Raw genomic sequence first — 15,130 nt, 5'->3', positions numbered from 1 at the left:
GGGTCATCAGGATACCCTAAAAAAGAAGCAGCACAATTAGCAATAGATAGAGTAAGAATATGGTTAAAAGAAAATCCAGAAAAAGATTTAAAAGTAATATTTAATGTATATGATGATGAGGAAGAAGAAATATACTTAAATGCATTAAATAGAAAATAAATATGAATATTATAAAAGGCAGATTACTATAACTGCCTTTTATTTTTTGAGGTGATTTGATGGAATATGTTAAAAGTTCATTTTGTGTTGAAAAGAAAATAAGTACTTGTATAATAGATGCAAGAGTATCAAATGATATAGAAAAAAATTTGAATAAAATAGGTATAAAGACTATAAAAACGCCAAAATGTCTGGAGGTTTATAATGCAATATCATATCATCCAGATATACAATTTTTTAATTGTGGTGATGGAAAGATAATAGTATCTCCAAATGTATACGATAAATATATAGAAATACTGAAAGATTATAATATAGAAATAGAAAAAGGAAAAAAAATACTTAGCAGAAAATACCCAAATGATATAGCGTATAATGTTTGTATTGTAGGAAAGTATGCAATACATAATTTTAAATACACAGATAATAAAGTTTTGGATTATATAGAAAAAAAGGGATTTGAAAAAATAAATATAAAACAAGGTTACTCAAAGTGTTCTATATGTGTAGTTGATAATAATTCTATAATTACTTCAGATGAAGGAATAGTACAATCGATAAAAGAAAGTTGTGCAGATATAGATTGTTTACTCATAAAAAATGGTAATATAGATTTATTTGATATGAACTTTGGATTTATAGGAGGATGTAGTGGAAAGATTTCAGATAAAGAAATAGCATTTTTAGGTAAAATAGAAAATCATCCAGATTTTGAGAAAATAAAAGAATTCTTAAATAGTAAAAATATTAAAACAGTATCTTTATCAAATAATAAATTAGTTGACTTAGGCTCAATAATACCAATAGGATATTAAGGAATATTTAATATTAAAATAAATTAAAGTTGTAATATTTATGTATAAGGGTATATAATAATATCTTGATAAATAATTCTATATAAATTTAACTAATAGATAAAATATTATAATAAGGAAAAGGTGAATAATTATGAATATATTTTTAAGAATATTATTTATGGCGGTTATAGGTGGATTTATAGGATATCTTACAAATGTTCTTGCAATTAAAATGCTTTTTAAACCATATGAAGCGATAAAAATACCAATTATAAATTTTGAGATAAGAGGACTTATACCAAAAAGAAAAGAAGAACTTGCAAAAAATGTTGCAGAAACAGTTAAAAGAGAATTATTAAATGAAGATGATATATTTGATGGAATAATAAAAGAAGAAGATAAAAAAGAAATATCTGAATATATAAATTCTAAAATAAAAAATATTATCTCTGAAAAAGCTATGTTTTTACCATCATCTATACTTTCTAGAATAAGTGATTATATATCAGACATAATAGATAAAGAAGTAGATAATACAGTAGATGAACTAGAAGTTAAATTTATTGAAAAAGCTAAAGAAAGAGTAGATATTGAAAAAATTATAGAAGAAAGAATAAATGATTTTGATATTGAATATCTTGAAGAGATGACAGTAAAAATAGCTAAAAAAGAATTAAAGCATATAGAAGTGTTAGGATTATTTTTAGGATTTATGATAGGTGTAGTACAAGGAATAATTACATTGTTTATATAAAAAAGAAAAATTGTAAAATTAAAATATTGTTAAAAATAATATGTCAGAAAATTAAAATCTTTATATTGAAATGTATAAATCTATATGATAGAATAAAAGAAAGTTTTATATTAGTGATGAAGAGAAAGAGTAAGATAAAAATCATCTTCCAGAGAATGTAGATCATAGGCTGAGAGTCTACAAGAAATGAGTTATCTGAAAACTAGCTTGGAGCTGAATTTAGTAGCATGTTCATATGTGAAAGTATTCGGGTGATTACCTTATAATCTTCAAGAGGATATATTTAATAAATATATCAACTTGGGTGGAAACGCGAGATTACTCGTCCCAAAATTTATGGGACGAGTTTTTTTATTATTTAAAATTAATAAAGCAATTAATATTAGAATTTATATAAAGAGGAGGACGCAAATATGATTAAAGTATCTTTAAAAAATGATGTAAGAGAATATGAATCAGGTGTATCAGTACTTGATGTTGCTAAGTCAATAAGTGAAGGTTTAGCTAGAAATATAGTTGCAGCAGAAGTTGATGGAGAAGTAGTAGGTTTAGATACAGTATTAGATAAAGACTGTTCAGTTAACCTTCTTAAATTTGATGACAAAGAAGGAAGAGAAGTTTTTAGACATACTTCATCTCATATATTAGCTCAAGCAATAAAAAGATTATATCCAGAAGCAAAACTTGCAATAGGACCAGCTATAGATAATGGATTCTATTATGATATAGATTTAGATCATAGTTTAATACCTGAAGATCTAGAAAAATTAGAAAAAGAAATGAAAAAAATAGCTAAAGAAGATTTAAAAATAGAAAGATTTGAACTTCCAAGAGAAGAAGCTATAAAATTAATGAAGGAAAAAGGCGAAGAATACAAAGTTGAGTTAATAGAAGATTTACCAGAAGATGCGGTTATATCATTCTACAAACAAGGCGATTTTACAGATTTATGTGCAGGACCACACCTTCCTTCTACTAAAAAAGTAAAAGCAGTAAAACTTACAAGTGTTGCAGGAGCTTACTGGCGTGGAGATGAAAATAGAAAAATGCTTCAGAGAATATATGGAGTTTCTTTTGAAAAAAATAAAGATTTAGAAGAATACATACATATGATGGAAGAAGCTAAAAAAAGAGACCACAGAAAATTAGGTAAAGAATTAGGATTATTTATGATACCAGAAGAAGGACCTGGATTCCCTCTAATGTTACCAAAAGGTATGGCTCTTAAAAATTCTTTATTAGAATATTGGAGAGAAGTACATAGAAAAGCTGGATATGTAGAAATAGAAACTCCAATAATATTAAATAGAAAATTATGGGAAACTTCTGGTCACTGGTATCATTATAAAGAAAACATGTATACTGTAAAAATTGATGAAGAAGATTTTGCCATAAAACCTATGAACTGTCCTGGTGGAATGTTATACTATAAAAGCGATATGCACTCATACAGAGATTTCCCAATGAGAGTTGCTGAACTTGGTAGAGTACATAGACATGAATTATCAGGTGCATTACATGGATTAATGAGAGTTAGAGCATTTACTCAAGATGACGCACATATATTCATGTTACCAGAACAAATAAGAGATGAAATAAAAGGTGTAATATCTTTAATAGATGGTATATATAAAACATTTGGATTTGAATATCATTTAGAATTATCTACTAGACCAGAAGACTCAATGGGATCAGATGAAGAATGGGAAGCAGCAGAAAATGGATTAAGAGGAGCTTTAGAAGAATTAAATCTTCCATTTGTTATAAATGAAGGAGACGGAGCTTTCTATGGTCCAAAAATAGACTTCCACTTAACAGACTGTATAGGAAGAACTTGGCAGTGTGGTACTATACAGCTAGACATGCAGTTACCAAGACAATTTGATGCTACATATATAGGACAAGATGGTGAAAAACATAGACCTGTAATGATACATAGAGTTGCATTTGGTAGTATAGAAAGATTTATAGGAATCTTAATAGAACAGTATGCTGGAAAATTCCCAGTTTGGTTAGCTCCTACTCAGGTTAAAATAATACCAATATCAGATAAATATGCTGAATATGCAGAAAAAGTAAGAAAAGAATTATTCGATAATGGACTAAGAGTAGAAGTTGATGGTAGAGTAGAAAAAGTTGGATTTAAAATAAGAGAAGCTCAGCTTGAAAAAGTACCATATATGATAATAGTAGGAGAAAAAGAAGAAGCTGAAAATAATATATCTGTGAGATCAAGAGAAGAAGGTGAATTAGGTAATATAGAATTATCTAAATTCATAAACGATGTACAAGAAAAAGTTAGAACAAGAGAAAATATAGTAATGGAATAGTCCATTAAAAAATATAAATTGATAAATAAAAATAGAGTGAGATTATAAAATCCACTCTATTTTTTTTAAAAGTAGTTTTTAACAAAGTAAAATAAATTTTATATTTATAGATTATAACTATGATATATTTGTAAATAACGTTTTTCTTGCGAGTTGATATGTTTTATGTTATAATTGTTAAAATAAAGACAGTATTCTAACTATAATATTGAAAATTAGATATAAAATGTAGCTGAATCAAAATTGATAAAATCAAAAAACAATCTTCTATGATTTAGCTAAAATTAATAATAACAATAGGATGTAATTTTAGATGTGTTTATCGTTTTAAAAGGATAAAAATTATCCTAATTAAGTAAGGTATAAAAAAGTAATATAAAAAAGTATAAATCTTTATGAATAGTTTATTCTTTATAAAAAAATATCTAATTTGATAGAATACTAAATATATTGAAAAGAAAAGTACTAATGAAAGGGTTGAACTATGTATGAAAAAAATAATTAAAAAGATACTCATTACTATATTAATATTATTAGCCTTATTTATTATATTCAAACCTCAAAATGTCTTTTTATTTGATTCAGGTGATCATATAGACATGGAAACTAATGAAGATTATGAATAATAAATATTTTAAAGTTGGATATATGCAATAAATAATATAAAAAGAAGGCGAAAGCCTTCTTTTTTATTTAAAGCTACACTAAATATATTAAACAATTATATGATTTAAACCTTAAATTTTTATTTTAAGAATGTATATTTCAACATTATTTTATTAAAATTATTTGGAATCACCATTTTAATTTCTGTGATTCTATGAAGAGAAGTTGATGTATCTGTTTATACGACTTTAGTAGTAGTAGGTTTAGTGTTGTGATATAATTATAGATAATAAAAATATATTTGAGGAGGAAATTTATATGAAATATGGATTTTTAGGTGTTGGGAATATGGCATCTGCAATAATGAAAGGGATGTGCATAGGAGAATCTTTCAAAAATGAAGATATTTTAGGGTATAATAGAACAGCTAGTAAAGTTGAAAAACTAACTAAAGAATATGGTTTAACAACTTGTTATTCAATAGAAGAACTTATGGAAAAATCTGATGTAATAGTGTTAGCAGTAGAACCACAAGTATTACCAGTAGTATTACCTGATGTAAAAAAATTATTAAAAGAAAATCAATTAATAGTATCCGTTGCAGCAGGTAAAGAGATAAGTTATCTACAAGAAAATTTAGGAGAAGAAGTGCATATAATAAGAGTAATGCCTAATGTAAATGCACAGGTATTAATGTCTACAAGTTGTTTTACTTGTAATAAAAATGTAACGAATGAAGAAAAAGAAATAGTAAAAGCTATGTTTGGTGAAATAGGAAGTATAGTTGAAATAGAAGAAAAAAATTTCGCAATATTTACAGCTGTAGGTTGTGCATCTCCAGCATTTACTTATATGTATATAGATGCTTTAGCAAGAGCAGGAGTAAAATGGGGACTTTCAAAAGATGTTGCATTAGAAATAGCAGCAAGTTCAGTTTTAGGTTCTGCAAAAATGGTGATGGAATCAAGTAAACACCCATTTGGATTAGTTGATGAAGTTTGTTCTCCTGGTGGAACAACTATAGAAGGCGTTTGTAAATTACAAGACAATAATTTCATGAGTACAGTAGAAAAAGCTGTAAGTGCAGTTATGGAAAAGGATATGTCATTAAAATAAAAGTTTAATTCTATAAAAATATAGTATAAAATTTGAATTAAATAAAAATAATGATAAAAATAGGAATAATAAGAAATTATTCCTATTTTTAATTATTCTAATAGATTTTATAAAAATTAATTGAGATATAAAATCAATTAGAACAATTAAAAATTTTATATAAATCTTCACATATTAAAAATAAGTGTTAAAATAATAGTGTAGTATATAAATTATTTAAGAAAGGAAGGAGATATAAATGATAAATAGAAATGATAAATGTTGGTGTAAAAGCGGATTAAAATATAAAAAATGCCATATGGAATTTGATGAAAAATATAGAGAAATGGCTACACAGGGACATATAATGCCACCAAAATCTTTGGTTAAAAATCAAGATGAAATAAATGCAATAAAGGAAAGTGGTAAAATAAATACAGGAGTTCTTGATGAAGTTGCAAAAAATATAAAAGCGGGAATGAGTACTGCTGATATAGATAAGATAGTGTATGATTATACAGTTTCACATGGTGCAACTCCAGCACCTTTAGGATATGGAGGTTTTCCAAAGAGTGTTTGTACATCTATAAATAATGAAGTGTGCCATGGTATACCGGATGAAAATATTATCTTAAAAGAAGGAGATATAGTTAATGTAGATGTATCTACTATTAAAGATGGATACTTTTCAGATGCATCAAGAATGTTTAAAATAGGGAAAGTTAGTGAAGCAGCAGACAAGATAACAGATATAGCAAAAGAATGTTTAGAGGCTGGTATAAAAGCTGTAAAACCTTGGGGACATCTTGGTGATATAGGAGCTGCTGTGCAAGAGGTTGCAGAAAAAAATGGATATTCTGTAGTTAGAGCTTTTGGAGGACATGGAATAGGACTTGAATTCCATGAAGATCCATTTGTTGCTCATGTTGGCAAAAAAGGAGAAGGAATGGTATTAGTTCCTGGAATGATTTTCACAATAGAACCTATGATAAATGAAGGTGAGTATGATGTATATGTTGATGATGAAAATGAATGGACAGTATACACAGCAGATGACTCTCTTTCAGCACAATGGGAGCATCAAATATTAGTTACAAATGATGGAATAGAAATAATAACTAAATAAAAATAAAAAAAATACTTGCATTAATTATAAAAAGATGATATAGTAAACAAGTAAGTTAAAAAACAAGTAGAAATCCGTTTCTCACCTTACAACGAAAGTTAGTAAGAGTTAATATGAGTTTTAAAGCTTTTTTAAAAGCTTAGTTAGTTATGAGAACTTATATGGCGGATGATAATTATCATTCGCCTTTTTTTAAATATAAATATGGAGGTGGACTACCATTAGTAAGGAAGTCGCAATAAACGAACAGATAAGAGAAAAAGAAGTAAGAGTTATTTCTTCAAATGGAGAGCAGTTAGGAGTAATGCCTATAAAAGAAGCTCAAGGATTAGCAAATAGCAAAAATTTAGACTTAGTTATGATTTCGCCAAATGCTAAACCACCTGTTTGTAAAGTAATGGACTATGGAAAATATAGATATGAACAGGCTAGAAAAGAGAAAGAAGCTAAGAAAAAACAAAAAACAGTTAATGTTAAAGAAGTTAGATTAAGACCAGGTATAGAACAAAATGACCTTAATACAAAAGCTAAACAGGCTATGAAATTCCTATCAAAAGGAGATAAAGTTAAAGTAGAACTTAGATTCAGAGGTAGAGAATTAGGTCATAAAGATCTTGGTAAAGAAGTAATGCTTAAATTCATCGAAGCAGTTAAAGAGTTTGGAGAACCAGCAAAAGCCCCTACATTCGAAGGGAATAATATGGTTGTAATAATAGATCCAAAAAAATAGATAAATATTCGAGAGGAGGAACTTTGTCATGCCAAAAATGAAAACTCATAGAGGTGCAGCAAAAAGATTAAAAAGAACAGGAAATGGAAAATTAAAAAGAGCTAAAGCTTATAAAAGCCATATATTAACTAAAAAATCTGCAAAAACTAAAATGAACTTAAGACAGTCAACTTTAGTTTCTGAAGGTGATGCAAGAAGAATAGCTCAGTTATTACCATACAAATAAGAACTATTAATAAATTGAAACGGAAAATACAAGAAAAATTAAAATAATAAATAATGGAGGACAAGACTAATGGCAAGAGTAAAAAAAGGTATGAATGCCCGTAAAAAACATAAAAAAGTTTTAAAACTTGCAAAAGGATTCAGAGGATCTAGAAGCAAATTATATAGACCAGCTAATGCATTCGTTATGAAAGCATTAAGAAATGCATACATAGGTAGAAAATTAAAGAAAAGAGATTACAGAAAACTTTGGATACAGAGAATAAACGCAGCTGCTAGAATGAACGGTATGTCTTATTCAAGATTAATGAACGGTTTAAAATTAGCAGGTGTTGAAGTTAACAGAAAAATGTTATCTGAAATGGCTATACAGGATCCAGCTGGATTTGCTAAACTTGTAGAAGTTGCTAAAGCTAAATTAGCTTAATTTATAAATAAGTAATCTATAAAATACAGACTGTTTTGCAAAAGCAAAGCAGTCTTTTTTTATTAAAAATACTTAACATTGATTATATTTGATAAGGTTGTTTTTAATTCTAAATTAGAATATAATATATAAATGATATTTAAATAATTTAATTAGAATTTAAAATTATTTTAAGAAAATATATGTACTTGATAAGAGTCAGGAGGTTTGAAATAAATTGAAAACTATGCTCAAAAGAGTTGCATCTTATGGAAGTGGTATGCAACCTACACAAGTTATGGTAATAGGCTTTGCAACAGTTATATTTATAGGAGCATTGATACTTAATTTACCAATATCTACAAAAAATGGAGAAAGTATAGGTTTTTTAAATGCATTATTTACAGCTACCTCAGCTGTTTGTGTTACAGGATTAGTAGTTGTAGATACTTCAACATATTGGAGTTTTTTTGGACAATTAACAATAATAATGCTTATACAAATAGGTGGATTAGGTTTTATGACAGTTACAACTATGTTTGCTCTTATAACTGGAAAACGAATAAACTTAAGAGAAAGGCTTTTAATACAGGAAGCATTAAATCAAAGGGATCTTTCGGGGATAGTAAGACTTACTAGATATGTACTTATGATGACCTTTGCTATAGAAGGAATAGGGGCGATAATACTATCAACAGTATTTATTCCTATGTTTGGATTTGTAAAAGGATTATGGTATTCGTTATTCCACTCTATTTCAGCATTTTGTAATGCTGGTTTTGATCTTATGGGTTCAACATCAGGGGCATTTACATCTATTATGTATTTCCAAAATAATTATGTAGTAGTAATAACAATATCACTTCTAATAATATTTGGTGGATTAGGATTCCCTGTATTATTGAATATAATTAGAGAAAAAAAATATTCTAAATTTAATTTACATACAAAGGTAGTTATTTTTACAACATTATCACTTATAATAGTAGGAACAATAACTATTTTAGCTATAGAATTTGATAGACCAGAAACACTAGGTGATTTACCTTTAATGCAAAAAATTTCTAATGCTTATTTCCAATCGGTTACATCTAGAACAGCTGGATTTAATACTATAGACCTTACAAAAATGAGAGAAAGTACATTGTTTGCAATGATAATATTAATGTTTATAGGGGCAGCTCCAGCATCTACAGGTGGTGGTATAAAGGTTACAACAATAGCTACGTTATTATTATCAGTAAAAAGCTTAATATTAGGTAAAGCTGATATAGAAATATATGAAAGAAGAATAAGTTTATCTACTGTAAGAAAAGCAATGGTAATATTTGTTGTTGGGATAAGTTTTGTTGTGATAGGAACATTTTTATTATCAGCAACACAAAATCATTACACATTGACAGCATCAGCCTTTGAGGTTGTATCAGCTTTTGCTACGGTAGGGCTTAGTATAGGTGGTAGTCCAACACTTACACCAATAGGAAAATTGCTTATTATAATGTATATGTTTGCAGGTAGGGTTGGATCCCTTACAATATTTATGGCATTTATGTCAGGAAGTTCTAAAAAAGTTCAACCAGTCAGATATCCAGAGGGAAGATTAATAGTAGGATAAATTTATATTTTTAGGAGAGTATAAAATGAGTATAAAACAATATATAGTAATTGGATGTGGGAGATTTGGTGCATCAGTTGCATCTACAATGCATCTATTAGGACACCAAGTTATGGCAATAGATAAAAATGAAGATATAATACAAAATCTTTCAGATAAAGTAACACATGCAGCAATAGTAGATGTTACAGATGAACGGGCACTTAGATCATTAGGATTAGGAAATTTTGATGTAGCTATAATAGCGATAGGTTCTGATATAAGAGCATCTATAATGGCTACACTTATAGCAAAAGAAATGGGTGTAGAAGAGATAATATGTAAGGCTAAAGATGAATTGCAAGCAAAAGTTCTTTATAAGATAGGTGCAGACAGAGTTGTTTTCCCAGAAAGAGATATGGGTGTTAGAGTAGCACACAATTTAGTTTCAAACAATATATTAGACCATATAGAATTAGATCCAGAATACTCTATAGTAGAAATTGTTGTTCCAAAAAAATGGATGGGAAAATCTCTTATAGAATTAGATCTTAGAATAAAATATGAAATAACAGTACTAGCTATCAAGAGTGGAAAAGATATAAATGTAACTCCTTCCCCAGAAGAAAAATTAGAAGGTGGAAATATTCTAGTTATAATAGGTAAAAACTCAAGTATTAGAGATATAATCAATCAGAATATTGAAACTGTGGGGAGAAGATAATATATGATAGAAATAAGTAGTAAAGATAATGAAAAAATAAAGAGTACAAAATTATTATTAAAATCAAAAAATAGAAATAAAGAAAGTAAATTTATAATAGAAGGATATAGAATTTTAAGTTTGGCACTTGAAAAAAAAGATATCATAAACTATGTATTTATAAATGAAGATTTTGAAAATAAAGAAGAACATAGAAAATTTTTATCCAAACTAGAAAATGAAGGTATAAAAGTATATAAAACTACAAATAAAAATTTTAATGAAATGATAGATACTGAAAATACACAAGGAATTTTAGCAGTAGTATCTTATGAAAAGAAAAGCTTAGAAAATAATCTAACAGATAAAGATAAATATATTGTGGTACTCGATAGAATACAAGATCCTGGAAATATGGGAACAATAATAAGAACAGCAGATGCTGCAGGAGTAGACACTATAATAACTCTAAAAGGATGCGTAGATATATATAATCCTAAGGTAATAAGATCTACAATGGGTTCTATATTTAGTATGAATATAATTCCTGCCAAACGAGATGAAATGTTAGAAAAATTGAAAGCTAAAGGAATAAAAATAGTATCTAGTTGGTTAAATACAGAAAATTGGTATGATACTGTAGAATACGGTGAAAAAGTTGCACTTGTAATAGGAAATGAAGCAAATGGAATAGATGATATAATAGCTGAAAACTCAGATTTACTTGTAAAAATACCTATATATGGAAGTGCAGAATCATTAAATGCAGCTATAAGTTCTGCTATATTAATGTATGAAATAAAAAAATCTCTTGTATAGAATAATCTGAATATGATATAATTACAAGTAATTGTAAATAAATCATAAAATTTATAAAATACTTTGATAGAGAAAAGTACTATGAATTTTTTCAGTAAAGAGATAGATTGTCGAGGCTGTGAGCAATCTTCTGGAATATCATAGGAAGTTCACTCTGGAGTTTCTCAACTGAAGTTTAATATGTGTAGGTTGAGACGTAAAAAATGCGTTAAATTTTTTGAGGTGGTCTAAATTATAATTAGGCTACTAGGGTGGTACCGCGGAATTATAGTCTTTCGTCCCTAGCTGGGATTGAAAGACTTTTTTTATTGAAAATATATTTGAAAGGATGATAAAAATGCAGGAAAAACTACTTGAGCTACAAAAAAATGCATTAGCTGAAATAGCAGAGGCAGACAGTATAGAAAAAGCTGAAAGTCTTAGAGTTAAATACCTTGGTAAAAAAGGTGAGCTTACAATAATATTAAAAGGAATGGGAAAATTATCAGCAGAAGAAAGACCTATAGTTGGAAAAGTTGGTAATGAAGTTAGATCAGCTATAGAAGATGGAATAAACAATGCTAAAACAGAATTAAAAAAAGCTGAGCAAGCGAAAAAATTAGCAGAAGAAGTAATAGATGTAACAATGCCATCTAAAGAATTTAAAGTTGGTAAAAAACATCCTATTACAAAAATAATAGATGAAGTAACAGAAATATTCTTAGGTATGGGATTTTCAATAGCAGAAGGTCCAGAAGTGGAAACAGTTAGAAATAATTTTGATGCGTTAAATGCACCAAAAGACCATCCATCAAGAGATATGTCAGATACTTTTTATATAAGTGATGATTTATTATTAAGAACTCAGACATCTCCAGTTCAGATAAGAACTATGGAAAAAGAAGATTTACCTATAAAAATAATAGCACCAGGTAGATGTTTCAGATCAGATTCTCCTGATGCAACACATTCTCCAATGTTCCATCAGATAGAACTTCTTGTTGTTGGAAAAGATATAACAATGACAGAATTTAAAGGAACTTTAAATACATTTGTACAGAAATTATTTGGAAATGAAACAAATACAAAATTCAGACCTCATAACTTCCCATTCACTGAACCAAGTGCAGAGATAGATGTTACTTGTTTTAAATGTGGTGGTAAAGGTTGCCCAGTTTGTAAAGGTGAAGGTTGGATAGAAATATTAGGTGCAGGTATGGTACATCCTAATGTACTTAGAAACTGTGGAATAGACCCAGAAATTTATAGTGGATTTGCTGCAGGAATGGGTGTTGAAAGACTTGCAATGCTTAAATATGGAATAGATGATATAAGATTATTATTTGAAAATGACGTTAGATTTTTAGATCAGTTCTAATCTGAAGAAATAGGGAGGAAAAATAGATGTTAGTATCAGTAAAATGGTTAAGAGATTACGTGGATATAGATATGGACGTAAAAGAATTTGCCGATATGATGACAATGACAGGTACAAAAATGGAAACTGTTGAATATTTTGGTGAAGATATAGATAAAGTTGTAGTTGGTAAAATACTTGAAATAAATCCACATCCAAATGCAGATAAGTTAATAGTGACAAAAGTAGATGCTGGAGAAAAAGAACTTCAGATAGTTACAGGAGCAAAAAATGTGAAAGTTGGAGATTATATACCTCTAGCAATACATGGTGCAAGCCTTCCTGGTGGAATAAAAATAAAAAAAGGGAAACTAAGAGGCGAAGTATCAGAAGGTATGATGTGTTCTTCAGAAGAACTTGGAATAGATGAAAAATATGTTGAAGAATATAAAAAAGATGGTATATTCCTATTAGATTATGAAGATAGTTATGAAACAGGAAAAGATGTTAAAGAAGTTTTAGGTATAAATGATGCTGTTATAGACTTTGAATTAACATCAAATAGACCTGATTGTAGATGTGTAATAGGTATAGCTAGAGAAGCAGCAGTTACATTAGGCAAAAAAATAAAATATCCAGAAGTATCTGTAAAAGAAGAATGTGATGAAAATATAGATATAAATATAGAAATAGATAATCCAGAACTTTGCAAAAGATATACAGCTAGAGTTGTTAAAGATGTAAAAATAGCTCCATCTCCATATTGGATGCAAAGAAGACTAATAGAAGCAGGAGTTAGACCGATAAATAATATAGTAGATATAACAAACTATGTGATGTTAGAAATGGGTCAACCTATGCATGCATTTGACTTAAATGATATAAAAACAGGAAAAATAGTAGTAAGAAATGCTAAAGAAGGCGAAAAATTCACTACATTAGATGAACAAGAAAGAATTCTTGATAAAGACATGCTAGTTATAACTGATGGTGAAAAATCTTTAGCATTAGCTGGAGTTATGGGTGGACTAAACTCAGAAATAAAAGATACTACTACAGAATTATTATTTGAAAGTGCAAACTTCCAATCAGAAAATATAAGAGCTACATCAAAAAAATTAGGTCTTAGAACAGAATCATCTTCAAGATTTGAAAAAGGAATAGATCCTAATCTTGCTGAATTAGCTGTAAATAGAGCTGCTCAGTTAGTTGAAATGTTAGGAGCAGGTAAAGTTGTAAAAGGAATAAAAGATAACTATCCATCAAAAGAAGAACAGAAAGTTCTTAATGTAAATCCTAAAAGAATAACTGCTAGATTAGGTGTAGATCTTCCTATATCTCAGTTTATAGAAATATTAGAATCATTAGAATTTGAATGTAATTTAATTTCAGCTGAAGAATTAGAAATAAAAGTTCCTTCATTTAGATTAGATATGGAACAAGAAGCTGATGTATTAGAAGAAATAGCTAGAATATATGGATTTGAAAATATACCAGCAAAACAATTAGAAGGAAATTATACAGCAGGAGTAAAAACTGAAAGACAGAAATTTAATGATGTATTAAGAAGTACAGCATTATCTACAGGATTATATGAAGTATTAAGTTATTCATTTGTAAGTCCATCTGGAGTTGATAAAATAAAATTACCAATGGATTCTCCAAAAAGACAGTTTGTAAAACTTTTAAACCCACTTGGAGAAGAAACTTCAGTAATGAGAACAACAATGATACCAAATATGCTTGATATAGTATATACAAATATGTCTAGAAAAAATCCAGAATTTGCAGGATTTGAATGTGGTCATATATTTACTCCAAATAAAGAAGGACTTCCAACAGAATCAAACAATATGTGTATGGCTATGTACGGAAAAGAAGTTGATTTCTTTGTACTAAAAGGAGCATTAGAAAAAGTTCTTGAAAGAGTTGGAATGAAAGAATATGAAATAATTCCAGAAAAAGAAAATACTACATTCCATCCTGGAAGATGTGCTAGAATAGAAATTGAAGGGCTATTAGTTGGTTACATAGGAGAACTTCATCCAGATGTTCTTGAAAACTACGGATTAAATCAAAGAGTATATGTAGCAGAAATAAATACTGATGTAGTATTTGAAAATTCTAATAGAACGATAATATTTAAAGCTCTTCCAAAATATCCATCAACTTCAAGAGATATAGCACTTACAGTAAAAGAAGATACATATGTTAAAGATATAGAAGATATAATAAAAGCTAATGGACAAGGATTAGTAGAAAGTTATAAATTATTTGATGTATACAAAGGTTCTCAAATAGAAACAGGATATAAATCAGTAGCATACAGTATAACTTATAGAAGTGCTGAAAAAACTCTTACTGATGAAGATATAGCACCAGTTCATGAAAATATACTAAAAGAATTAAGTGAAAAATTAGGTGCTGAATTAAGAGCTTAATAAAACTAA

The 15,130-nt window shown here is 28.1% G+C and carries 13 protein-coding genes and 2 other annotated features; all 13 genes read left to right on the top strand.

Annotated features, from left to right (window positions below; translation table 11 throughout):
* Positions 1–218: 218 nt before the first annotated feature.
* A complete protein-coding gene (locus tag Q1J78_RS07010) occupies positions 219–974 on the top strand; it encodes a DUF6873 family GME fold protein (RefSeq protein WP_300276017.1) in 756 nt (251 codons plus the stop codon).
* Between the two features lie 133 nt (positions 975–1,107).
* Positions 1,108–1,710, top strand: a complete 603-nt coding sequence (locus Q1J78_RS07005) for a DUF445 domain-containing protein (RefSeq protein WP_300276015.1) — start codon at positions 1,108–1,110, stop codon at positions 1,708–1,710.
* 107 nt (positions 1,711–1,817) lie between these two features.
* Positions 1,818–2,043, top strand: a binding site (T-box leader).
* An 80-nt stretch (positions 2,044–2,123) separates the two neighbouring features.
* The gene (thrS, locus tag Q1J78_RS07000; protein ID WP_300276013.1) at positions 2,124–4,040 is read left to right on the top strand and encodes a threonine--tRNA ligase; all 1,917 of its coding nucleotides are present in this window, start codon (positions 2,124–2,126) and stop codon (positions 4,038–4,040) included.
* A 924-nt stretch (positions 4,041–4,964) separates the two neighbouring features.
* A complete protein-coding gene (proC, locus tag Q1J78_RS06995; RefSeq protein WP_300276011.1) occupies positions 4,965–5,762 on the top strand; it encodes a pyrroline-5-carboxylate reductase in 798 nt (265 codons plus the stop codon).
* Positions 5,763–6,000: 238 nt separating this feature from the next.
* Complete coding sequence (locus Q1J78_RS06990) at positions 6,001–6,867, top strand: methionyl aminopeptidase (protein WP_300276009.1); 867 nt, start codon at positions 6,001–6,003, stop codon at positions 6,865–6,867.
* Positions 6,868–7,069: 202 nt separating this feature from the next.
* Positions 7,070–7,597: a translation initiation factor IF-3 gene (gene infC / locus Q1J78_RS06985; protein WP_330683284.1), complete on the top strand. Its 528-nt coding sequence runs from the start codon at positions 7,070–7,072 to the stop codon at positions 7,595–7,597.
* Positions 7,598–7,625: 28 nt separating this feature from the next.
* Positions 7,626–7,823 carry a 50S ribosomal protein L35 gene (gene rpmI, locus Q1J78_RS06980; protein ID WP_006440755.1) on the top strand — a complete coding sequence of 66 codons (198 nt, stop codon included), beginning with the start codon at positions 7,626–7,628 and terminating at the stop codon, positions 7,821–7,823.
* Between the two features lie 69 nt (positions 7,824–7,892).
* Positions 7,893–8,249 carry a 50S ribosomal protein L20 gene (gene rplT / locus Q1J78_RS06975; protein WP_300276003.1) on the top strand — a complete coding sequence of 119 codons (357 nt, stop codon included), beginning with the start codon at positions 7,893–7,895 and terminating at the stop codon, positions 8,247–8,249.
* 226 nt (positions 8,250–8,475) lie between these two features.
* Complete coding sequence (locus Q1J78_RS06970; RefSeq protein ID WP_300276018.1) at positions 8,476–9,843, top strand: TrkH family potassium uptake protein; 1,368 nt, start codon at positions 8,476–8,478, stop codon at positions 9,841–9,843.
* A gap of 31 nt (positions 9,844–9,874) precedes the next feature.
* Complete coding sequence (locus Q1J78_RS06965) at positions 9,875–10,546, top strand: potassium channel family protein (RefSeq protein WP_334304944.1); 672 nt, start codon at positions 9,875–9,877, stop codon at positions 10,544–10,546.
* Positions 10,547–10,549: 3 nt separating this feature from the next.
* Positions 10,550–11,344: a TrmH family RNA methyltransferase gene (locus Q1J78_RS06960; RefSeq protein ID WP_300275999.1), complete on the top strand. Its 795-nt coding sequence runs from the start codon at positions 10,550–10,552 to the stop codon at positions 11,342–11,344.
* 54 nt (positions 11,345–11,398) lie between these two features.
* Positions 11,399–11,630: a binding site (T-box leader), on the top strand.
* 51 nt (positions 11,631–11,681) lie between these two features.
* Positions 11,682–12,701 carry a phenylalanine--tRNA ligase subunit alpha gene (gene pheS, locus Q1J78_RS06955; RefSeq protein ID WP_300275997.1) on the top strand — a complete coding sequence of 340 codons (1,020 nt, stop codon included), beginning with the start codon at positions 11,682–11,684 and terminating at the stop codon, positions 12,699–12,701.
* 26 nt (positions 12,702–12,727) lie between these two features.
* Positions 12,728–15,121 (top strand): phenylalanine--tRNA ligase subunit beta, encoded by a 2,394-nt coding sequence (pheT, locus tag Q1J78_RS06950; RefSeq protein ID WP_300275995.1) that lies wholly within the window; start codon positions 12,728–12,730, stop codon positions 15,119–15,121.
* Positions 15,122–15,130 lie beyond the last annotated feature (9 nt).

Source organism: Peptacetobacter sp. (assembly GCF_029264495.1).
In the GTDB taxonomy this organism is placed as follows: domain Bacteria; phylum Bacillota; class Clostridia; order Peptostreptococcales; family Peptostreptococcaceae; genus Peptacetobacter.
Note: the sequence above shows the minus strand (reverse complement) of the source record. Positions and strands in the feature narration are given on the sequence as shown.